The organism is Paenibacillus nanchangensis (assembly GCF_046543445.1).
In the GTDB taxonomy this organism is placed as follows: domain Bacteria; phylum Bacillota; class Bacilli; order Paenibacillales; family Paenibacillaceae; genus Paenibacillus_AQ; species Paenibacillus_AQ nanchangensis.
The window spans coordinates 44,980-67,701 of record NZ_JBHOFD010000023.1; the positions used below are offsets into that span (position 1 = coordinate 44,980).

The window sequence follows — 22,722 nt, forward strand, 5'->3', positions numbered from 1 at the left end:
CGAGAAGATGAAATGTCAAAACATCCGTACAGGACAGCCGGACAACAAACAACCGGACAACAAACAACCGGACAACAAACAACCGGACAACAAACAACCGGACAACAAACAACCCAACATCCCGGCAACCGGAACCCCGGAACCTCGGAACCCTGGAACCCTGGAACCCTGGAACCCTGGAACCCTGGAACCCTGGAACCCTGGAACCCTGGAACCCTGGAACCCTGGAACCCTGGAACCCTGGAACCCTGGAACCCCGATAGCTCTTGCCTTGGCCAAATCTTACTTAATAACGATGCAATGCGTGAGGAGGAACCAAGACATGGCCTTAATTACGGAAACAGCGAAACCCGCCTCGTGGTCCAGAAAAATCGCCGATACACTTTTATCCGAATGCACCTGCGGAAATCATCCGAAGATTGCGGGGAAATGGGGATATGTGGCGGGCATGACCTTGATGGCTTTGAACCGCGCCGCCGACTGGACAGGAGAAGCAAAATATGCGGACACCGTGATGCACCACATGGACGGTCTGGTTGCGGAGGACGGGACGATTCCGTCTTACACGCTGGAAGACTATAACCTGGATATGATTAATGAGGGCAAAAACCTGTTCGCCATGTGGAAGCGTACCGGTGAAGAGAAATACCGGAAGGCCGCCGCGCTGCTGCTCGCTCAGCTGAAAAGCCAACCGCGCACCACTGAAGGCGGATTCTGGCATAAAAAAATCTATCCGTACCAAATGTGGCTGGACGGCATTTATATGGCTTCGCCGTTTTTGGCGGAGTATGCCGCGGTGTTTGACGAACCTGAAGGCTGGGATGAAGCGGCCCGCCAGATCCTGCTGATCGAGCGAAAAACGCGCGACCCGCGCACAGGTCTGCTGCACCATGCCTGGGATGAGAGCTGCGAGCAGCGCTGGTGCAACAATGCCACCGGACGCTCGCTCCATGTGTGGGGCCGGGCGATGGGCTGGTACGCCATGGCGGTGGTCGATGCGCTGGAGCATTACCCGGTTGATCATCCGCAGCGTGGGCAGATTATGGGGTTGTTCGAGCGGCTGGCGCAAGCGGTGGCGCGGAACCAAGATCAGGCCAGCGGCCTATGGTATCAGGTTATGGACCAGCATGGACGGGAGGGCAATTATCTCGAGGCGTCGGCATCCTGCATGCTGACCTATGCGCTAGCCAAGGGGCTGCGTCTGCGTTATCTCGCCGAGTTGGACCCGATAGTCGTCGAGCGGGCATATGCCGGTATTTTGCATGAATTCGTTACCGAAGACGAAGACGGAAAGGGCGTGCACCTGCACCGAATCTGCCATGGAGCGGGCCTCGGCGGCCGTAAATATCGTGACGGCTCGTATGAATACTACCTGAGTGAAGCAGTTGTCAGCGATGTCCAGATGGGCGTGGCGCCCTTCCTGTTGGCCAGCATTGAGATGGAGCGTCTGCGGGCAGATGATCCAGCGGTATCAGGGCAAGGCGGTCTGCAGGTCGGCGGTTCTTCTGAGTCAGGGCAAGGCAAGCTGCAGAATGGCTGATCCAAGGATGCGGCAGGACCGTGTGGAGCAGAAAGCGGACCATGCAGCGGATCAAGCGCCAACTACCGGTATACCGCATATGGAGCAGGATGGCCGTAATGTTCTACAGATGCGGTATCCGGCCTCCTGGCGGGGAGGCCTGTGGCGGGAAGCACTGCCCGCCGGGAATGGGCGCATCGGGGCTTCTGTCTATGGCGGGGTCAAGGACGAGACGATTCTTTTGCAGCACGGCGGCTTGTGGCATTGGGGGCAGCGGGATCCGCTGCCGGATGTCAGCGGCACGCTCGCTGAGACGCGCCGGATAATGGATGAAGGCAACTACCGGGAGGCGAGCCGTCATTTGGCTGATACGCTGCGGGAATCGGGATACGCCAGTAAACTGGCTTCCCGGTTTCCGCTGGCTGCCTTGACTGTAACGATGCCTGCAGCTTCGCCGTTTACAGAGTACCGCCGCGAGCTGGATATGGAAACGGGCGTCGTAACCGTCCGCTGGCGGGAAGGGAAAGTAAGGTATGCACGGCGGCTGTTTGTCTCCCGGGCGGATGATTGTATTGTTTACCAAATAGAAGGCGGCTGCATGGAAAATAGCTGCATAGAAGACAGTGCCGCTCTGTTATCGGATGGAACACAGACAGCTGCTGTTTCCGGAGCCTCCAATATCCCCCGGGGCGAAGTCGCCTTGACCTTTCCGCCGGGGGACCGAGTCAGGGAGGATGAAGCATTCAAGCGGCTGGAGGCTTCCATTATCGTCAGGCGTTTTGGCGAAGATACGCTCTGCTATGCGGGGACCAGCGGGGACGGCGAGCCCTATGGGGCGGTACTGCGGATTGTGCGTGGAGCGGGCGGGAAGGCTTCCGGCAGAGGTGTGGACCGGGGGCGGCAAGGCGGTGGCATGGACCTTGCTGGTGGAGCTGGGGAGCGGGTGCAGCCTCCGGTAGAAGCTGAAACCGCCGCATGTCTGACGTTTGCGGGCCCGGTGCGGGTGCTTATCAAGCTGTTCACCGGGGGGGACCCCGAGAAACAGTGGGCGAGGCTGCGGCAGGAGCTGTCCGAACTAAGCGGCATCGGCTGGGAAGAACTGCTTGTCCGGCATACAGCCCTACATCGGCCGCTGTTTCAATCGGCGGACTTGGAGTTGGGCGGTGAAGGATTCAGCGGCAGCGGGGGCGATGGCGATGAAGCGTCCACCGGCAGCGGAAACGGCTTTGGACTACCAGGCAGCAGATGCATTTCTGCCACGGGTGCGCCGAGCAGGAGCTTTAAAAGTAGCGCAGTACGCAGCCAAAGCAACAGCGCTGAAGCGTCCAGCTCCGGCCGCAGCAACGAAGAACTGCTGATAGAAGCGTACGAAGGGACGGCGCCGCCCGAGCTTGTCCGCAAAATGTGGGCGTACGGCCGCTACCTGTTCATCAGCGGGACGTCGGAGGAAGGGCTTCCCTTTGGGCTGTACGGTCTGTGGGGCGGCGACTACCGGTTGATGTGGGGCCATCATATGGCGAACGAAAACATCCAGATGATGTATTGGCATGCCGCCGTAGGCGGATTGTCTTCCCTGGTTCCGGGGTTATTCCGCCATTATGAGGCGCTGATGGATGACTTCCGTGACAACGCCCGGAAGCTCTACGGCTGCCGGGGAATCTTCATTCCGGCGGCAACCACGCCGGGAATCGGGCTGCCGACCCAAATCGTGCCGGTTATCCTGAATTGGACCGGGGCGGCCGGCTGGCTTGCGGCTCATTATTATGAGCATTACCGGTTTACGGGAGATGAGCGGTTTTTGCGGGAAAGGGCGCTCCCCTTTATGGTGGAAACCCTGCGTTTTTATGAGGATTTTCTCGTACAGGACGAACAGGGCCAGTTCCGCATCTACCCGTCGGTTTCGCCGGAAAATACCCCGCTGAACTTTATGCCGGAAGACGGCCGGCCGATGGCTCACCCGATGCCGACCGCCATCAATGCAACGATGGATATCGCCATCCTGAAGGAGCTGCTGCGCCATACGATTGAAGCGGCCCGGTTAACCGGACTGCACAGCGGAGATATTGAAAAATGGCAGGGGCTGCTGCACGGTCTGCCCGAATATGAGCTCAACGAAGCCGGCGCGGTCAGAGAATGGCAGCACCCTGCCTTTGAGGACAGGCAGGATCATCGGCATCTGTCGCATCTGTATCCGGTATTCCCGGGCCGGGAGATTACGCAGGAAAGCGACCCCGAGCTGTTCCGGGGTTTTGAGCAGGCGGTGAAGCAGCGCAGGCTCGGCGCGCAGACCGGCTGGTCGCTGGCCCATATGGCATCCGTTTATGCCCGGCTGGGGGACGGGGGAAGCGCGCAGGACAGCTTGTCTGCACTGGCCCGCTCCTGCCTGCTGCCGAATTTTTTTACACTGCATAATGACTGGCGGGGAATGGGCATCTGCATGGATGTTCCGTCCGCGCCCGTCCAGCTTGACGCGAATATGGGCTGGGTGAATGCCGTCCAGGAAATGCTGCTCTCGGTATCCTCCGGCAGGATCAAGCTGCTGCCCGCGCTGCCACCGGGCTGGCAAGCGGGCTCATTCACCCGGTGGCGCGTACCGGGAGGCAAGCTGTCGCTCAGTTGGCGGGCCCAAGATGGAGAGCTTCACGCCGTACTGACGGCGGAGCGTCGGATCGACGCAGTAATACAGTGGCCGGAATGGGCCAACTGCCGTGTGCGGATCGGCCCGGGAGGCCGATGGAACGATGCGGCGGGCGGATCGCAGCTGGTATTCCGTTTGGAAGCCGGACAGCGGATGGAGATTGAGCCGTGGGTGGAGCGCTGATTATTGCGCTGCTGACGTTAGCCGTGGCGCTTGTCGTGGCCCTGACCTAAAACAAAAAGAAATAGACCGCCCATACCAGGGGAACGGTTTATTTCACAGGCCATACCTTGAAGCCAACCGCCTTTATAGTGGGTTGTGCATCGGGAGTCGTGTCCAGCACGGCTCCTTATTTATGTTTAGACTAGGGTGTGTACGCAAACTGTCAGGTAAAATATGAGCTATGAGACGAAGATCGAGATAACAGACCGTGAGCGGGAAGTCGTTCAGATGTTTTTACCGCCAGCCCGAAAATCACAAGGAGGTCGACCACCTAAAGACCGTCGCCAGATACTAAATGTCATTGTGGGTTGCCCGTACAGGTGCTCCATGGCGTGTGGCGTGATTTATCCGAGTATTATGGCCCTTGGTCTTCCGCCTACAGCTTTTTCTGGCGCTTACAGAAGGCGGGGATCTGGGATGAAATCTTGAAGCACGTTACCATTGAGCACGTTACTATTGAACCCGACTTTGAGCAGAGCTCTAATCAGATTGCAGTACAATAACATGGTGCAATCTGTTCATCCGTATAAATGGAAAGAATGCCAAGCCGGGACGGGGGCGGCAAGGTCACCCGTTTATTGTCCGATCGATCTCCATTATAGATAATACTTTGGAACGAATCCTCTCCTGCGACACACCCGCAGCGGGATTACTGCAGTACGCGATACAGAGGTCTTTCCGGACTCAGCGGACGTTATTTCTGAAATTCGGGGGCTTTTGGTAGGCCGGGCGGACTCCAGATCCGTTATTCGTACCAAAAACATGCAAACTATGGATTCTCCGCGTAAATAGGTGCATCTGAGTCCGTCACTTTTCCAAAACACGGAATAATCAGCAATTAAGGTCCTCTGTGTCCGTCTACTTGTACCCCTCTGGGGGCTACAAAAGGCGGGAATCTGGGATGGAATCCTGAAGCAGGTTACCATTGAGCCCGACTTTGAGCAGATGACGATGAATACAACCATAGTCCAAGTCCACCGGCATGGGGCAGGCGCAAATGGGGGCACAGCAAGCAAGCGATCGGGCTTCGAAAAGACAGCGAGCATGATCAAAGCTTTTTTAGAGTTGATTTCGATGAGGTTATGGCTGAAGTAAGTTTGCGTACAGACTCTAATATATTGATTCCTAATTCTTCAATCCCGGATGAATCATTCGTCAAAAAAAGACGGAACCCCCAAGGATATCCTTGGTACGGGTTCCGTTTAAGTGTTGGAAGACGCCGGTTATGCGGCAGTCAAATCAGACAAATCAGTGTGCAAGTACAGCAGATATAACAGATACATCAATATAACAGATAGCAGAGATATAACAGATAACAGAGATATAACAGATGCAGCAGATATAACAAGTAAGACTAGTAGAAAAGATAGTGCAGTTATTGCAGACGTAACATATATTCCGGTGAGCCTAAAAAATCTTAGCGGGCCATCCAGCCGCCGTCTACGCACAGGATGTGGCCGTTCAGGTAGTCGGAAGCAGGGGAAGCCAGGAACACGGCCGGGCCCTTCACGTCTTCCGGGGTGCCCCAACGTCCGGCAGGGATGCGGTCGAGGATCGCGTTGGAACGGTTCTCGTCGGCACGGATCGGAGCGGTGTTGTCGGTAGCCATGTATCCCGGAGCAATGGCGTTGATGTTCAAACCGGAGCCTGCCCATTCATTGGCGAATGCTTTGGTCAGACCCGCAACGCCGTGCTTGCTGGCGGTGTAGCCAGGCACGTTGATGCCGCCTTGGTAGGACAGCATGGAGCAGATGTTGATGATTTTGCCGGATTGTCTTTCCAGCATGTGGCGGCCGGCGATTTGCGACAGCAGGAATACGGTGTTCAGGTTCAGGTTAATAACGTCGAACCAGTCTTTCTCGCTGTGGTCCTTGGCCGGAGTACGGCGGATGATGCCGGCGTTGTTCACCAGGATGTCCACATGTCCGGTCAGCTTCAGCGCTTCGTCAAAAGTGGATTGCAGCTTGCTGTGGTCGCCCAGATCGGCTTCGATGCCTGCCGCTTTGACGCCAAACGCTTCAGCGGCTTTGACCGTTTCGCTGCTGGAAGTCAAGGAGACGGATACGATGTCCGCGCCCGCTTCGGCAAGCGCCAGCGAGATCCCTTGACCAAGACCTTGAGCCGCTCCGGTTACGAGGGCCGTTTTACCTTTAAGACTAAATAAAGACATAAATGATTCGCTCCTTTGGATAAAATGGTAAGTGCCGTCCGCGGCCGCTTATTCGGTACCGCGTTCGACGATAACGCCCGCTGCCTGAAATTGTTCGGCCGTCTCCAGGGGCAGCCCCGCGTCCGTCAGCAGTACGTCGACTTCGCTGAACGAGGCGAAGGTGCGCAGCGCGGTCCGGCCGAATTTGTGATGATCGACGGCCGCATATACAGTCCGGGCCGTCTGAACAAGCGCCTGCTTGAACTCCAGCAGGTCGCCTGTATAAATCGACAGTCCGTGTTCGATATGAACGGCCGTAGCCGACAAAAATGCTTTTTGTATATTTAAAGTTTGCACATAAGAGACGGCCTCAGGGCCCGCCAGCATATTGCGGACGCGGTAGCCCCCCGGCACGACGAGCCGGATCCGATCTTTGGGAACGAGCTCGCTGATGATATAGACGTCATTGGTGATGACAGTTAGAGGCATGTTGTCCAGCCTGCGCGCGATTTCCAGCGTGGTGCTTCCGCCGTCGAGGGCGATGATGTCGCCTTCGTCGATCGCATTCAGCGCCAGTCTGGCGATCTGGGCTTTCTCCGAGGAGAAAGTAGCCAGCGGCTCCTTGGAGGGCAGGATGCCGAACTGGTCGCTTTGCGCCAGTACGGCCCCGCCGTGCACACGCACAATCAGCCCCTGCTCCTCCAGCCGGCTTAAATCCTCGCGGATCGTTTTGCCGGTAACCTGTAGCTTTTCGCTCAATTCATTCACTGTGACATCCTTCTGGTTCAGCAGCACTTCCATAATCAGTTCGTGTCGTCGTATCGGGTTCATTGCCAGCCTCAGCTTTCCGTAAAAGAGTTTACTGCTATTGTAATTCTTTCATGGATACGGGGTCCATATCGTCGTAGCGGATGTTATCGCCGGCCATGCTCCAGATAAACGTATAATTGCTTGTGCCTACGCCGCTGTGAATCGACCAGCTCGGGGAAATCACAGCTTGTTCGTTGCGCATAATGATGTGGCGCGTCTCTTGCGGCTCGCCCATCAGGTGAACGACAACCGCGTCCTCCGGCAGTTCAAAATAGAAGTAAGCTTCCATCCGGCGCGGATGGGTGTGAGACGGCATCGTGTTCCACATGTTGCCCGGCTTCAGCTGGGTCAGGCCCATAACGAGCTGGCAGCTCTGCACGCCGTTCGCGTGAATCAGACGGTGGATGCTGCGCTCGTTGGAGTTCGTAATGCTGCCCAGTTCCGCAGATTCCGATTCCGCCAGCGTCGCTTTGACCGTCGGATATTCCTTGTGGGCCGGAGCGGAGTTCAGATAGAACTTGGCCGGCTTGGAGGCGTCCGCGCTCTTGAACACTACGCTCTTGGAGCCTTTGCCGACATACAGGCATTCCTTCGTATCGATTTCATAATCAGTCCCGTCTACGGTTACGATGCCTTTGCCGCCAACGTTGATGGCGCCCAGCTCACGGCGTTCCAGGAAGAAAGTAACCCCAAGCTCTTTCAGATCCGTTGTCAGTTCTACAGACTTGTTCACCGGATAAGCTCCGCCGACAATCATGCGGTCTTCATGCGTCAAAACCAGCTTCAGCTCGTCTTCGGCAAAAATAACCGGCACATGGAATTCCTCGCGCAGCTGCTGCGTGTCGAACTTCTTGACCTCTCTCGGATGGGAAGCAAAACGTCTTTCCATGGAATGTTCAGTCTCCTTAAAATGAATTTTTCGTTCATATAGGTATAACTTACTCCATTTATGTTCATTTATCAAGTGATTAATGTTACTCATTGCGTTTATTTTCGTTCTGTATTACCTTTTAATTGGTATAGGATGTAAAAATGAGCGAAAAGGATGGAATGAAATGAACGATACGGCGAACGCCAGACGGCGGGAGATCGCCTTGAAAATTGCGGCGGAGGCCTACCGCATGCCGCTGAAAGCGTCGGGTTTATGGTTCCATGACGATGTACGCAATAATTTTTATTATGCTTCTTATTTGTTTGCGGCTGCAGTGGATCCGGAAACCGCCGAAGAGATGGACCGAACCGCAGCGAAGCAAAAAGCCGAACAGGTGCTGGAGGAGGTGCTGCGGCTGCAGAACCGGACGCCCAGCACGTCGCTGTATGGGCACTGGCCGCTCGGGCTCGATCCGGAGCCGAGGGAAGCGAGTCCGCATGAACTGCCTGTGGAAATTATGGGCAGCCTGATGGCTTATTTTTGCCGCCATTACGGAAAAGAACTGAGCGCAGGACTGCGCGTGGCATTCCATAGTGCGCTGGGGCACGTCTACCGGAGCGGTTTTTTCCGCAAGCCTGTTGTCCATTACGGACATCATGAAGCTAAATATACGGCGGCAAAGCTAATTTTCGGGCAGCTGTTTGAAGATGCGGATCTCACCGAGGACGGACGCCGGAGTTTGAAGCAGACGCTGGATTATATCCGGACGCAGGGCATGCCCGAATACGGCGCGCTTCCGTGGTACTGGCATTGGGTTCAGGCGTTTACCTGCGCGCTTATGCTGGCTGAGGAACGGGGAGGCGCAGGAGAGCTCCGGAAGGAGCTGGAGGCTATGCTGGATTATCTTTGGGAACAGCGGGCAAGGCAATATATTGGAGGCGCTTTTGCTGGCCCGCTCTCCCGGGGCTGGCCGCACGACGTGCCGGGGGACGCTAATGTGCTGTTCGATTATGTGCAGTTCGGCGATTTTCCGCTGCCGGATGCGATGCCCCGGACGGAGTATGCGGGTTTCCTGTATTATGAAGCGCCCGAGCGCATCCGTACGCTGGCTTTGGACCGGTGCGTTCCATCGGAAGAAAAACGCCTGACGCGCAAAGTTTATCCGGGTCAGCCGCAGCAGCCGGACATCCACAGCTACACCTACCGGACGGCGGAATACGGCGCCGGCGGACTATGGGAGCGGGTGGAGGAATTCGATAACGAGCAGCTGCGGTGGGCGTTCTCGCTGCCGGTGGACGGCAGCGGGAAGGGCAACCGCCTGTATTTTATGCACCCTGGTCAGGGCTACCGGGAGGGCGACCCGCGGCATCAGAGCGGCCGGATGGAAGTCTTGTTCAACCGGAATACGGTGCTTGCGCTGTTCCCGGTACCCGAGACAGATCCGCATCCGTTTGCGCTTGGCGTGCTGCCGCCGGGAGAGTGGCTGCAGCGGCCGGGTGCGCTGTATGGACGGAGCGGCGGCGTGGATTTTGCCGTTTTTGTATCCGGAGCGTACCGGTTAACAGAACGGGAGCAGTACGTAGAGGTGATTGTTTCCGGCATGCCGGGCGGTGTTGCGGTTGAGGCGGCCGGAGCGGAGGAGCGTGCAGCGGGCGGCTGGTCATCGCTGGAGGAGTTTGCGGCATATATGGAGAACCGGCAGCCGCGGTTTACGGCTGGACCCGGCTTGTCGGCCGCGGTGGAATACCGGACGCTGCCCGGCGCAGAGCTTAAACTTGAGGTCCGGGAAGAAAGTGGAGCAGAGCAGCAGTCCCTCCGTGTCAGCCGGAAGATTGACGGGAAGGAAGTTGGGTTCGAGGATTATAGGGTTTAGGTTTAAGCTCAGGTTTAAGGTTTAGCCACTAACCGTTAGCCGTTAGCTGCTAGCCGCTTGAAAATTTGACAGGGATTGTGGCCGATTCGGTGGACCATTTCCATTAAAAAGAGCGTTCCCCTATGACGGGGAGCGCTCTTTTGCTCTGTATTCGGCGGGGGTGAGGCCGGTCGCTTTTTTGAATACCCGGTAAAAATGCGGCAGACTGTCAAAGCCCGTCGCGGCCGCAATTTCGTTTACGCTCCGCCCGGTGGTCCGCAGCAGCTCCATCACGCGGATGAGCCGCTTGGCCGTCACGTACGCGGTCACGTTCATTCCCGTCAGCCGTTTGAATTCGCGGCTGAAATGGGCGGGGCTGACCGCGGCTTTCCGGGATAGCGCAGCCAAGCCCAGCTCCGCGCCCGGATCGCGGTCGATGGTCTGCAGCGCATCCTGAATCCAGCCGGCGCCGTGAACCGCGGCTTCGCTCGAGGGTGCGCTTGCGGCCGCACGTTCCCGCCCCAGCGTAAACAGCAGCAGCTGCAGCTGCAGCCAAACCGCGTGCAGATGCCCGGGGCGCCGCTGGGACAGTTCGCTGTGCATGGAGGCAAGGCTGTCTTCCAGTCTCAGCAGCAGCGGGCCGCGGCATTCCATTTTGTACGACTGGGCAAGCCTGGACTCCTCAAAGCACTGCAGGAAGGTAAACCCGTCGGGCAAATCCGGCGATTGAACCAGGCTGGGCCGGAAAAACAGCGCCGTGGACGTCACCGGATCATCCCGGTCCGGGAACGCCCGGTGAATTGTATTTTCGGGAATCAGAAACAAATCCCCCGGCCGCATATCGTAAAAGGTCTGATCGATAAAAAACGAGCCCCTGCCCCCGTGCACGTAAATCAGCTCGCACCAGTCGTGCAGATGGTCGGGGAGCTCGCTTTGGTAGGTTTTACGGTCCCGGTAAACCAGTTCGAACGGGAATGTGCTGTCTGAAGGAAAACTTTTGCGCAGCGGATTCATCAGCCCTCACCTCTACTGTCAGTATAGGACATCAAAAAAAGATATGAAAGCGCAAAAATCAGTTATTTTAATTATTTATTATGATGTTAAGATGAGAAAAGAACGAACTGAGTCCATAGGGAGGAAAAGGCATGCGAATCGACGCGCATCAGCACTACTGGGCTATTGGACGGGGGGACTACGGCTGGATTACGCCCGAAATTCCGGTGCTCTACCGCGACTATCTGCCGCCGGATTTGACCCCGCATCTGGAGCGGCATAAACTGGCCGGCACGGTGGTGGTCCAAGCCGCGCCGACAGCGGAGGAAACGGACTTCATCTTGGAACTAGCCGAACGGACGGAGTCCATTGTGGGCGTGGTCGGCTGGCTTGATCCCCGGCTGCCGGACTGGCGGGAACAGCTTAAGCAGATGAGGGACCGCCCCAAATTCGCCGGCGTGCGGGTCATGATACAGGACATGGAGCGGCCGGATGAGATTTTGGAGCCGGTGGCGCTGGAAGCCTTCACTTATCTGGCGGACGAAGGGTTGCCGGTGGATCTGCTGCTGACGGCGGATCAGCTGGACACCGCGTTAGCCCTCATGAAGCGGGTTCCCCATCTGCACGGGGTCATCGACCATCTTGCCAAACCGCGGATTGCTGCCGGACAGCAGGACCCTTGGCGGGCTCAAATGGCGGAGCTGGCGGCATATCCGGATCTGTGGTGCAAGCTGTCCGGAATGGTGACGGAGGCTGCGGCAGACTGGAAAACCGAGGATTTTCAACCGTATGTCCGCCATGTGCTGGATTGCTTTGGTCCCGGGCGGGTGATGTTCGGCAGCGACTGGCCGGTATGCCTGCTGGCGGGGAGCTACAGCGAAGTGCTGGAGCTGCTGGAAAATACGCTGCCGGATTCCTGCGGTGATACGGACCGGGAGCGGCTGTTCGGTTTGAACGCCGCGGCGTTTTACCGGCTGCCGTTGTAGGCCCGGATTTAGGGTACGGCGCTATACGGGTGAAGCTGACGGGTACACAAAGCGGGCACATGAACTGAGCGTCCGGGGACGCGGCCGGCAGACCAACCCGACCAGGCCCACCAGGCGCACTAGGCCCACCAGGCCCACCAAGGCAACCAAGCCAACCAAGCCAACCAAGTCAGACTTGGCTGCCAGTACAGGAGGAGCCTTTTTAAAACAGGGAAGTTGTTAAGGCAACAGCAAATTCAACAGCAAATTCACTTTTTTCGGGAGGAGCATGCACATGGATTACAGACCGCTGGGGAATACAGGGCTGAAGGTATCGTCCTTAAGCTTTGGGGCGTCTTCGCTGGGTTCGGTGTTCCGCGATATTGATGAAGGGGAGGGCATCCGGACGGTTCACCGGGCGTTTGAGCTGGGAATCAACTATTTTGATGTGTCGCCGTATTACGGGAAAACGAAGGCGGAAACCGTGCTGGGCCGGGCGATTGCGGAGCTGCCGAGGGATCAGTTTCTCTTGTCGACCAAAGCCGGGCGGATCGCGGAAAACGAATTTGATTACTCGGCGGAACATATCGCCGCAAGCGTGGAAGCAAGCTTACAGCGGCTTGGCACCGATTATGTGGATATGCTGTTTTTGCACGATATGGAATTTGTGCCGTTCGATCAAGTGATCGGGGAAGCCATTCCCGCGCTGCAGCGGTTGAAACGGGAGGGCAAGGCGCGTTACATCGGCGTGTCGGGACTGCCGCTGCGTATTTTTGAACGGACGCTTGCGGAAAGTGAACTGGACGTGATTTTGACGTATTGTCATTATTCGCTGAATGATACGTCACTGCTGGAATTGCTGCCTCTGCTTAAGGAACGGGGCGTCGGTGTTGTGAACGCGTCGCCGATTTCGATGGGGCTTCTGAATACCCGGCCGCTCCCGGACTGGCATCCCGCCCCGGAAGAAGTGCGTGAGCGCTGCAAGCTGGCCGCAAAGCATTGTGAAGCAAAAGGTGAAAATCTCGCCAGGCTTGCCATTCAATTTTCCACGTCGAACCCTGATGTTCCGACAACGCTGGTCAGCACGGCCAGCAGGGAGAATATCGAAAACAACATCCGCTGGAGCGGGGAACCGGTGAACGGGGAGCTGCTGGAGGAAGTGCTGGATATGCTCAAGCCGGTGCAGAACGTATCCTGGGAAAGCGGCAGAGCGGAATACAACCATGACGTGGCGGCTGCGTCCCAAAAAGGCGGTTCCCGATGAAGGCTATCGTCTGCGAACGGCCCGGCCTGCTTCAAACAATTGACGTTGAACTGCCTTCCCCCAGGGAAGGGGAAGCGGTTGTCCGCATCCGGCGGATTGGTATTTGCGGCACGGATCTGCATGCTTATCAGGGGAATCAGCCGTTTTTTTCGTATCCCCGGATTCTCGGCCATGAATTGGCCGGGGTGGTGGAAGCGGTGGGCGAGCATACGGAGGGGGTCCGTCCCGGCGACCAGGTCAGCATCATCCCGTATCTGCACTGCGGCCGCTGCGTCGCCTGCCGGGCGGGCAAAACAAACTGCTGCACCAGGATGCGGGTGCTGGGCGTTCATGAAGACGGCGGAATGCGCGAACAGATAGCCGTGCCGGTCTCGCACCTTATTCCCGCTAAGGGGCTGACGCTTGATCAGACCGCGCTGCTTGAGCCGCTGAGCATCGGCATGCACGCCATCCGGCGGTCGGAGCTGCAGGCGGGGGAAAACGCGCTGGTGATCGGCGCCGGTCCAATCGGCCTTGGCGTGATGGCCTTCGCCAAGCAGGCCGGCGCACGGGTTATCGCGCTTGATGTTAACGACAAGCGGCTTGCTTTTTGCCGGGCTTGGGCGGGGGCCGATGCCGCCGTCAACGGGGCGGACAGCCCGGAGGCGAAGATTGCGGAGTTGACCGGCGGCGATTACCCGACGGCCGTTTTTGACGCAACCGGCAGCAAACGCTCCATGGAGAGCGCCTACCGGTATGTGGCCCATGGCGGCCGGTTGGTCTATGTGGGATTGGTGCGGGAACACATCCAGTTCGACGATCCGGAATTCCACAAGCGGGAGATGGCGGTTATGGGGAGCCGGAACGCGACCCGGGAAGATTTTGGCCGGGTCGCGGACCTGCTGCAGGCTGGGAAACTCGATACCGGAGCTTATATTACCCACCGGATGCCTTTTGCTGAATTGGCAGACCGTTTCACGGAGCTGCAGCAGCCGGAATCCGGCGTAATCAAAGCCGTGGCGGAGCTGGAGGAGTAATCCAAGGGTTGTCCGTCATGCGGGCTAAGGGACGCCTGGCGTGTGAGCTAAGAGCGTCCGGCACATAGGCCGTGGATCGGCGCGTCAAGGAGCACCCGGCATGTGAGCCAGGGACATCCGGCACTTGGGCCATGGAGCGTCGGGCACGTGAATTGAAAACGGTTGCATTCAAGTGGAGCCTGCTGCCCTTTTTTATACGAATCGGGGAAGGGGCCTCCTTACTTCGGCTGTTCCGTCCATACATCCAAAAGCGGCAGGCCGAGCTCTGCCCGGGCAAGGTCGATTACCTGCTGGATCAGCCCGGTTTTGGCCCGGGTGTACATGCCGGGGTCCTCCGGGTACCGTTCCGCCAGATCGCGTTTCAGCAACGCGTAGGCTTCTACCCATTCGGAGTGCTTGCGCAAATAATCCCGGAACAGCAGCTCATTCCGCGAGGAAAAACCTTCCGCCGGCAGGAGATGCAAATGATGCGTCCGGCTTTCTCCTGTTTCTTTAACAAACAGCAGCCGTCCGGTCATCCCGGTTTCGACATAACGGTACCCTGTGCCGTCCAGCTTATACGTATATTCGCTTTCGGACAGCAGCTGGGCGGCAGCTGCAAACAGATCAATCACTGGCTTGGCCGCAAGCCCGGGAACCGCAGTACTGCCCCCGTGCTCTATTTGGACAATATTCGGCGCGAGCAGACCCAGCAGCCTGCTGCTTTCCCTGTCGAACTCCCGGGCCCATTCAGGATTATAAGGTTCAATATGAATGCTGTAGCGGTTCGGATTGGTCATTTGTTATCCTCCGTCCTTTTCGAAGCATCACCCGGCGGGCATTATGCAAAAATAACATCCAAACCTTATTTTGTCAATATATGGGTCGATGCGAACGTATAAACTCGCCGTAACAAAGGCTGCCCTCAGCTGGTTTTGCTTGTGTGAAATTTCACATAAATGGGTGCGAAAAACTGGTTGCTGCCGCTGATTTATATGATTTTTCATATAAAAATACCCCACTGACCGTGTGCTGCCACTGTTTTATACGATTTATCATACAAAATTGCTCGGCCCGTCGTAATCAGGCGCTGCTTTATACGATTTTTCATACAAAACCGTTACGCTGGTCGAGCGAGGGTTAGGCCTAGATGGCTTCCGCTAAGAGGAGCGGGTTTAAAAAAAGGGGCGGCCCCGGGCCATTGTACTGACCCATGGGGCTACCCCTTGCTGCGCTTGTGTACTTGTCTGTTTGGTTACTTGTCTGCTTGTGTACGGGTCTTCTCTTGTCCGGAGGGCGAAGACCACAAGGGTCCTGGCCGTTTAAATCAGTTCAATCTCTTTCCAGCCGATTTCGGCCATGTCGCGCAGCTCGCGCTTCAGCCCTTCGCTGATGGTAGTCATCGGCGCACGAAGGGTGTCGGAGGCCATATGCCCTTGCTCCGCAAGCACCCACTTGAGCGGGGCCGGATTTGATTCCTGCATCAGCTTACGGATCATCGGCACAAGCGGTTCAAACGCCCGTCTTGCGCCGGCAAGGTCGCCGGAAGTGCCGAGTTCGCTGACCTCGGCGAAGCTTGCGGTGCGCACATTGGCTGTGGCGAGAATGCCGCCTGTCGCACCGTGGCACAGCATCGCGTAAAACAAAGCGTCATCGCCGCACAGCACCGGCTTTGAGCCTGTACGCGCCAGCTCCGCGATAAGGCCAATGCCGCCCGAGCTGTCTTTTAACCCGATGACGCCATCCAATTCCAGCACCGAGCGGACTGTATCGACGGCCAGACGGTTGCCTGTGCGGCCCGGATTTTCGTAGGCGATTACAGGAACGCCAACCTCGGCGGCTCTGCGGTAATGCCCGATTACCCCTTCAGCGGAAGGGCGGTTATAATAAGGCGCGGTAATCAGCACGGCGTCAGCTCCAAGCTGTCCGGCCCATTCCGTCTGTCTGATAGTTGAAGCGGTACTATTTGTTCCCGTCCCGACGACCAGCGGCAGCCGGCGGTTTAGACGGTTCATCGTATCCTGGGTCAAGCGGACAAGCTCCTCTACTTCATCCCAAACAACGGTGGGCGCTTCTCCCGTGGTGCCGTTCACCACGAGACCCTGGATCGGCTGGGCCAGCAAGTGCTCCAGATACTGCACGTAGGATTCCCGATCGAGCTCCTCATCAGCCTTAAAAGGCGTTACCACCGGAATATAAATTCCTTTTACCTCAGCTTCGGTCAGCATCGTTAGTTCCCCCTGTATCGAATTGGGTTTACTTTACCATAGTTTTTGCCATCGGTGTTATCTATAATAAACGATAAGTATTATCAAAAATATCGATATCCAGGATGGTGAATCCAATGGATTTAACCTATTTTCATACGTTTCGCGAAGTAGCGTACCACCGCAGCTTCACCAAAGCGGCAGCTGAACTGGGCTACGCCCAATCCAGCGTCACGACCCAGGTTCAGAAGCTGGAACAGGATTACGGCGTAAAGCTGTTCGAACGCCACGGCAAAGGACTCCGGCTGACTTCAGCCGGCGAGGAGCTTCAAAAGGTAGCTGCGCAAATGCTGGATCTATACCAGCAGTCGAAGGAAATGCTGCACCGCCAGGGCGGCGGAACGCTGACGATTGGAACCATCGATTCGCTTGCTTCCTATTATCTCCCTCAGCTCATCCAGCCAATCAGCCGCAAATACCCGTCTCTGCGTATCCGGCTGCAGCCCGAGCGGGAGTCAGACATTATCGAACAGGTAAAAGAAGGCGCGCTTGACATCGGACTGATGCTGGAGAGCAAGCCGTCCGATCCCGCGCTGAACTGGATTGAGATCCGCGAGGAGCCGCTGGTGCTGATCTCCAGCCCCCGGCATCCGCTGGCCGGTACGGACCGGATCACGCTGGAACAGCTGCACGGAGAAGAATGGATTATGACCGAAGACAGCTGCAACTACCGCATTATGCTGGAGACGGTGCTGAAAGGGCAGGCCGTGCCGTACCGGATCGCGCTGGAGCTCGGCAATCCGGAGGCAATCAAGCGCTGTGTCATGGGCGGCTTCGGCATTGCGCTCCTGCCGCAGATGGCGGTGGAAGAAGAAATCCGGCGCGGGGAGCTGGCGGCGCTGCCTTTTTCCCATCCTGACATTCGCCTGGCGCTGCATATGCTTGTCCACCCGAAAAAGTGGATTTCCCAGTCGCTGCGCGATTTTATGGAGGCGCTCCGGTGATTAGGCGGACGGGGGAGCATGTAAGAAAGGGAGTATGTGGGCAGGGGAGCAAGGGAGCACATGAGAAGAGGAAGCGTGTGCACAGGTAAAAGTGACGAGGGGCAGAGCGCTTGGGCTACATCGTATTGAATTTGACAGCACATTTTGTAATGCCCCTAAGTACGGCTAAACGCTGTAATTGGGGGTGTTTTTGCACATAATGCGGGACGGGTTAATCAGGGAAGAAAGGCGGTGGCAGCTTTTAAAATTGGATTCCCGGGAAATGATGAAAACGCTATAATAAAGAAGTTGAAAGCAGCCCGGACCATCCGGCGGATACAGGTAAAGTCAAAGTAGAAGGGAAGAGGGCACATGACAAAACCAAAGGTTGTATTATTCCAGGGCGATTCCATCACCGACGGAGGGCGGGGGCGCACCGATGACCCGAATCATATTCTGGGACACGGGTATGCCTATCTTGTGGCGGCTGAACTTGGCGAGGAGCTGGCTGAGGCCCGGCCGGTTTTTATCAACCGGGGGGTAAGCGGCGACCGGGCATCCGATTTGTATGCCCGCTGGAACGAGGACGCCCTCAGTTTGCACCCGGACCTGCTGAGCATCCTGGTCGGCGTCAATGACGCGGGACGGGCGATGAACGGCGATCCAAGCGGCGTGACCGACCGTTTCGAACGGGCGTACCGCCATCTGCTGGAAGAAACAGCCGAGGTGCTGCCCGAGACGCGGATCGTATTGTGCGAGCCGTTTATTCTGAACACCGGCATACCGGCCGGGCAGTGGGAGCAGTGGAAAGCGCGGATCGATCATTACCGCGCCGTTGTCCGGACACTGGCCGATAAATATGGCGCGTTATTTGTGCCGCTGCAGGAGACGTTCGAACAGGCGGAGCTGCGTGCGGATGCCGCGTACTGGGTCTGGGACGGCGTGCATCCGACCACGGCGGGACACCGGCTGATCGCCCGGCAGTGGCTGCGGACGGTGGAAAGCGCCGGCCTGCTGGACGAGCTGCGTGCGGACGCTTCTGCCGCTTCGGCTGCTGCTGGGGCGAACCGGTAAAGTGCGGGATACTCCCCGCTAAACCTGCAGCGCTGAACCCTCAGCAGCAGACATACCCTCACCTTGGAGGCCGGATTTTTGCTGCGGATCGAATCATGTCAGGGAGTCGACCGGTCAAGCTGTCTACGATTCGCAGATAGCGATGGGTACGAGTACGCATCATTCATAATCCTGTATGCCCCTTGTCTCAAATGACAAGGGGTTTTTGGTGCGTGCAAATGGGCGGTCCGGCGACCGGGCAGTATTCGAGCTGCGATAGCCGCAAAGTCAGCAGGCGGCGGTTCGAATAAGGCAGCGATATTCTGCCAATGCCCCGGCAGTTCACCTTGCGGCATGCGATAGTCTGCCAATGCTCCGGCAGTTCACCTTGCGGCATGCAATAGTCTGCCAATGCTCCGGCAGTTCGTCTCTCAGCAGGCGGCGGTTAGCCAGCCGGCAAAAAAACGCCCGCGGCCTCGGCAGTTCGCCAGCCGGCAAGAGTCTGCGTGTTTCAGTTCACTGCCGGCATGCGGTAAATCACCTGCCGGCATACGGTAAACCGCCTGGATTGGTAACGCTTGATTGCCGGGCGGCCGGGAGCGTGACATAATCGGGGAAGAAGACCAGCCACATCCACGGGGGAACAAAATGAAGACTAAAAACGCAGGGGACACAGCCGCGCGGAAGGCGCTGCCCCGTTACTGGCAGACCTCGTTCCGCAATAAGCTGCAGACGGCGTTTCTCGTTCTGATTTTGCTGGCGATCGCGCTGACGGGCGGGCTGTCTTATACAATCTCCGCGAAGGTAATGGAGAAAAACGCCTTAAAGCTGACGCAGGAATCGGTGGCGAAGTCGGCGCAGATTGTAGACGAGAAGCTGAACAAACTGATGCTGATTATGATGACGTTTATGATCAGCCAGCCGTTTCACGACATGCTGAAGGATGCGTCCGCGGGCGAAGCCGCCCGGTACTACACTCATTTAAACGATCTTGATAACGTTTTCTCACAGGCGCGGATGGCGGAGCCGCTGATCCAGTCGATTTTTATTACAACGCCAATCGGGGATTTTTATCCGCTGTCGCTGAACCGTAACCATCAAACTGATTTTTATCAGACCTTCCTGTATGAACGGATCCATGAGGAAAAACGCAATATCTGGGTGGAGGGCCATCCCGATCCGCTGTTTTCGGGCGGCAGCCGGGTGGTGTCGCTGATTATGAAGCCAATCTTCGATACGCCGGTAAACGACGTTTACATTGTCGTCAACATCCGTGAGGAGGGGCTGCGCATGCTTGTCGGCGGCGATGCGGACGGCGGGGCAGTCAGCCTGATTATGAATAACGAAGGGGCGCCGGTTTACCCCGTGCGCACCGGGCTCGCCAAGCTGGCGCTGGAAAGCGGCAGGCTGACGGAGATTATTTCCGCGGAATCGGCCGGCAACACCCCTCTTGAACTGGAAAAACAGGACTACCTGCTGAATTATGCCCGGCTGCCCATTCCGGAATGGACGCTTGTTACGCTTCAGTCAAAAGCGCATGTCCTGAAGGACATGACTTTTGTCCAGTGGATGATCCTCATGATCGCCGCTGGCGCTTTTTTGGTGACGGTGCTGGTATCCGGCGCATTCACCCGGTATTTGCTGAGGCCGCTGCAGGCGCTGCAGCGGGTGATGAAACGGGTCGAAACCAATGATTTGACGGCGCGGTACGAGGGGGGCGGAAGCGACGAGCTGGCCCAGGCGGGCTACCGGTTCAACCGGATGCTGGATCAAATCGTGATTCTGATCCAGGAAGTGAAGCAGGCCGAGACCCGCAAGCGTTCCGCGGAGATCAAGGCGCTATCCGCCCAGATGGACCCGCATTTTTTGTACAATACTCTGAACACGATTTACTGGAAGCTTAGCCTGAATCAGGTCGAGCCGTCGCAGACGATGGTTGTCTCCCTGTCGCGCCTGTTTCAGCTTGGACTCAACAAAGGCAACGAAATCACGACACTCGCCAAAGAGCTGGAGCATGTGCGACAGTACCTGGAGCTGCAAAAATCGTGTTACGAAGGCCTGTTCGACTACCGCATTCGGATTGGCGAACCGGAATTGCTGCAGCTGCCCGTTCCCCGGATTTTGCTGCAGCCTTTGGTTGAAAACTGTATCTTGCACGGCTTCCGCGACCGCGAAAGCGGCGGGTTCATTGTGATCGATGTGGAGGCTGAAGCAGCCGGCAGGAAATCCGGAGCGTCAGGCAGGGACGATGCTGGCTGGGAAAACGCCGGCCGGGGAGAAGCAGTTGGGCGGTCCGCTTCAGAGGAGGCAGGCGTATTTTGGACAATTACCGTTAAGGATAACGGGCGCGGCATAGAGCCGGACGCACAGCCCGACGAGTCGGAGGAGCATGGTTATGCCCTGACCAACTTGCTCAGCCGGCTGAAGCTGTATTACGGCGACGAAGCGGAGCTGACGATCGAAAGTCCGCCGGCCTCCGGCACTGAAGTCCGCATCCGGCTGCCATGGAGAGGAGAACTGCATGATGTATAAGGACCAACCGGTAAAACTGTGCATTATCGACGATATCAAAAGCGTGGTGGACGGCCTGGCCGCCATGAACTGGGCCGAACACGGCATCGAGGTCGCGGGTGCGGCGGCCAACGGCGAAGACGGGCTGCAGCTGGCTGCGGAACGGAAGCCGGATATTGTCATTACGGATATCCGCATGCCCCGGATGGACGGGCTGACGATGCTCAGCGGAATTATGGAACGGACGCCCGGCTGCAAAGTAGTGCTGATCAGCGGGTACGCCGATTTTGAATATGCGCAGAAGGCCGTACAGCTGGGGGCGTTTGATTTTGTCGTTAAGCCGTTTACCGCGGCGGACATCCGGCAGGCCGTCCTTCGGGCAAAAGACGAGGTGCTGGCGGAGCGTAAGGAGCGCATGAACAGGCAGACGATGGAGTCCAGGCTGCGCGAAAGTCTGCCGCTGCTGCGGCAGGAATACGTGGCGATGCTGGTCAGCCACCGGACACCGTGGGAGAAGGCGGCGGGACGGTGGAGTTTTTTAAATATCGGGCTGAAGCCCCGGGGATTTACAGTTATGCTGATCGACATCGACCGGTATCAAGAGCAATTAACCAGCCTGCCGGTGCAGGAAATCGAGCTGGTCCGTTTCTCGCTGCAAAATATTATCGAAGAGACGGTGTCCGCTCATGCGCCCTGCATCGTGATGCGGGCCCGCCACCGCCGGTTCCTGGTCGTCATGAACGACCCTTCGGATGTGGATACCACCAGTCTTGCGGAAAGCTGCTGCCGGAATATCGAAACCTATTCCAAATACACCGTCTCAATCGGAGTTGGCGGACGGGTGGAGGAAACAAGCGAGCTGCCCGATTCCTACCGGCAGGCGCTGCATGCCCTTGCATACCATCTATATACGGAAGGCAATGCGGCGATTTTGTATCCCGACCTGCCCCAGGCCGGCACGCAGATGCCGCTTGCGCTGGAGCACAAGGATGAGCTGCTGCTGGCGCTGCGCTCCGGCAATGCCGCACGCGCGGCCGGGCTGCTGGACGAGATTACGGCATCGCTGCACAAGGAGGCCCAAAACAGTCACCCGGACTACCTGCTGAGCCTGTACGACGAGCTGGCGGCGTCGGCAATCCGGATCTTGTACGAGCTGGTGCCGTATGCGGACATCCAGCCGCTGGTCCAGCGGTTTCACAGCACCCGGGGAGTCCCCGGCGTGCCGCTTTCCGCGCTGGAGTACCAGCTGCGCATCCTGTGCCAGGATGGAGCCGGGCTCGTCCGGAGCAATTCGCAGTCGGAGGGACAGCGGATTGTGTACGAGGCGATGGATTATATCAAAGGCCGCCTGGAGCGTGAACTGACCGTGGCGGATATCGCGGCGCATGTTCATTTGAGCGTCAGTTATTTTTCCAGCCTGTTCAAAAAAATCACCGGTATGACCGCCACGCAGTATTTGACCGGCGAACGCATCCAGAAAGCCAAGCAGCTGCTGGTCGAAGGCGTGCCCGTACAGGAAGTTGCGGCCTGTGTGGGATACGAAGAACGGCGTTATTTCAGCGACATGTTCAAAAAAATCACGGGACAGACTCCGTCCGAATTCAGGGCGGGATATCATCCCGATATCCAATAGAATCGCCTCCCCTCGAGAGTGAGATTGCCTCACTCCTTTTTTATTTCCGCCTGATTA

At 57.3% G+C, this 22,722-nt stretch carries 16 protein-coding genes; 10 read left to right on the forward strand and 6 right to left on the reverse strand.

All coding sequences use genetic code 11. The features are described 5' to 3' along the window. Positions 1–322: 322 nt before the first annotated feature. The gene (locus ACE6ED_RS18530) at positions 323–1,540 is read left to right on the forward strand and encodes a glycoside hydrolase family 88/105 protein (RefSeq protein WP_410828706.1); all 1,218 of its coding nucleotides are present in this window, start codon (positions 323–325) and stop codon (positions 1,538–1,540) included. After that, positions 1,533–4,340 (forward strand): glycosyl hydrolase family 95 catalytic domain-containing protein, encoded by a 2,808-nt coding sequence (locus ACE6ED_RS18535; RefSeq protein WP_410828707.1) that lies wholly within the window; start codon positions 1,533–1,535, stop codon positions 4,338–4,340. The genes ACE6ED_RS18530 and ACE6ED_RS18535 overlap by 8 nt, the downstream gene beginning before the upstream one ends. A gap of 1,456 nt (positions 4,341–5,796) precedes the next feature. Here ACE6ED_RS18535 and kduD read toward each other — a convergent pair. Genes kduD through kduI form a run of 3 tightly spaced genes read right to left on the reverse strand, consistent with a single transcriptional unit; the run spans position 5,797 to position 8,227 of the window. Beyond that, positions 5,797–6,549: a 2-dehydro-3-deoxy-D-gluconate 5-dehydrogenase KduD gene (gene kduD, locus ACE6ED_RS18540; RefSeq protein WP_410828708.1), complete on the reverse strand. Its 753-nt coding sequence runs from the start codon at positions 6,547–6,549 to the stop codon at positions 5,797–5,799. Positions 6,550–6,597: 48 nt separating this feature from the next. Continuing rightward, positions 6,598–7,359: a DeoR/GlpR family DNA-binding transcription regulator gene (locus tag ACE6ED_RS18545; protein WP_410828709.1), complete on the reverse strand. Its 762-nt coding sequence runs from the start codon at positions 7,357–7,359 to the stop codon at positions 6,598–6,600. 34 nt (positions 7,360–7,393) lie between these two features. Continuing rightward, entirely contained in the window at positions 7,394–8,227 is an 834-nt protein-coding gene (gene kduI, locus ACE6ED_RS18550; protein ID WP_410828710.1) for a 5-dehydro-4-deoxy-D-glucuronate isomerase, read from the reverse strand. Positions 8,228–8,393: 166 nt separating this feature from the next. On the opposite strand from kduI, the gene ACE6ED_RS18555 reads away from it, so the two are divergent. After that, positions 8,394–10,082, forward strand: coding sequence for a hypothetical protein (locus tag ACE6ED_RS18555; RefSeq protein ID WP_410828711.1), 1,689 nt, complete (start codon positions 8,394–8,396; stop codon positions 10,080–10,082). 120 nt (positions 10,083–10,202) lie between these two features. Here the strand turns inward: ACE6ED_RS18555 and ACE6ED_RS18560 are convergent, their stop codons facing one another. Continuing rightward, complete coding sequence (locus ACE6ED_RS18560) at positions 10,203–11,075, reverse strand: AraC family transcriptional regulator (RefSeq protein ID WP_410828712.1); 873 nt, start codon at positions 11,073–11,075, stop codon at positions 10,203–10,205. Positions 11,076–11,206: 131 nt separating this feature from the next. Between ACE6ED_RS18560 and ACE6ED_RS18565 the strand changes: the two genes are divergently transcribed. The 3 genes from ACE6ED_RS18565 (at position 11,207) to ACE6ED_RS18575 (ending at position 14,299) form a co-directional block, all read left to right on the forward strand. Beyond that, the gene (locus tag ACE6ED_RS18565) at positions 11,207–12,040 is read left to right on the forward strand and encodes an amidohydrolase family protein (protein WP_410828713.1); all 834 of its coding nucleotides are present in this window, start codon (positions 11,207–11,209) and stop codon (positions 12,038–12,040) included. A 274-nt stretch (positions 12,041–12,314) separates the two neighbouring features. After that, positions 12,315–13,283, forward strand: coding sequence for an aldo/keto reductase (locus tag ACE6ED_RS18570; protein WP_410828714.1), 969 nt, complete (start codon positions 12,315–12,317; stop codon positions 13,281–13,283). After that, positions 13,280–14,299 carry a zinc-binding alcohol dehydrogenase family protein gene (locus tag ACE6ED_RS18575; RefSeq protein WP_410828715.1) on the forward strand — a complete coding sequence of 340 codons (1,020 nt, stop codon included), beginning with the start codon at positions 13,280–13,282 and terminating at the stop codon, positions 14,297–14,299. Before ACE6ED_RS18570 ends, ACE6ED_RS18575 begins: the two co-directional genes overlap by 4 nt. A gap of 218 nt (positions 14,300–14,517) precedes the next feature. Here the strand turns inward: ACE6ED_RS18575 and ACE6ED_RS18580 are convergent, their stop codons facing one another. Beyond that, entirely contained in the window at positions 14,518–15,078 is a 561-nt protein-coding gene (locus ACE6ED_RS18580; protein WP_410828716.1) for a GrpB family protein, read from the reverse strand. 522 nt (positions 15,079–15,600) lie between these two features. Next, positions 15,601–16,506: a 4-hydroxy-tetrahydrodipicolinate synthase gene (dapA, locus tag ACE6ED_RS18585; RefSeq protein WP_410828717.1), complete on the reverse strand. Its 906-nt coding sequence runs from the start codon at positions 16,504–16,506 to the stop codon at positions 15,601–15,603. A gap of 116 nt (positions 16,507–16,622) precedes the next feature. Between dapA and ACE6ED_RS18590 the strand changes: the two genes are divergently transcribed. The 4 genes from ACE6ED_RS18590 (at position 16,623) to ACE6ED_RS18605 (ending at position 22,665) form a co-directional block, all read left to right on the forward strand. Next, positions 16,623–17,489, forward strand: a complete 867-nt coding sequence (locus ACE6ED_RS18590) for a LysR family transcriptional regulator (protein ID WP_410828718.1) — start codon at positions 16,623–16,625, stop codon at positions 17,487–17,489. A gap of 351 nt (positions 17,490–17,840) precedes the next feature. Beyond that, positions 17,841–18,542, forward strand: coding sequence for an SGNH/GDSL hydrolase family protein (locus tag ACE6ED_RS18595; protein WP_410828719.1), 702 nt, complete (start codon positions 17,841–17,843; stop codon positions 18,540–18,542). A gap of 627 nt (positions 18,543–19,169) precedes the next feature. Further along, positions 19,170–21,053 carry a cache domain-containing sensor histidine kinase gene (locus ACE6ED_RS18600; RefSeq protein WP_410828720.1) on the forward strand — a complete coding sequence of 628 codons (1,884 nt, stop codon included), beginning with the start codon at positions 19,170–19,172 and terminating at the stop codon, positions 21,051–21,053. Further along, complete coding sequence (locus tag ACE6ED_RS18605; RefSeq protein WP_410828721.1) at positions 21,043–22,665, forward strand: response regulator; 1,623 nt, start codon at positions 21,043–21,045, stop codon at positions 22,663–22,665. The genes ACE6ED_RS18600 and ACE6ED_RS18605 overlap by 11 nt, the downstream gene beginning before the upstream one ends. Positions 22,666–22,722 lie beyond the last annotated feature (57 nt).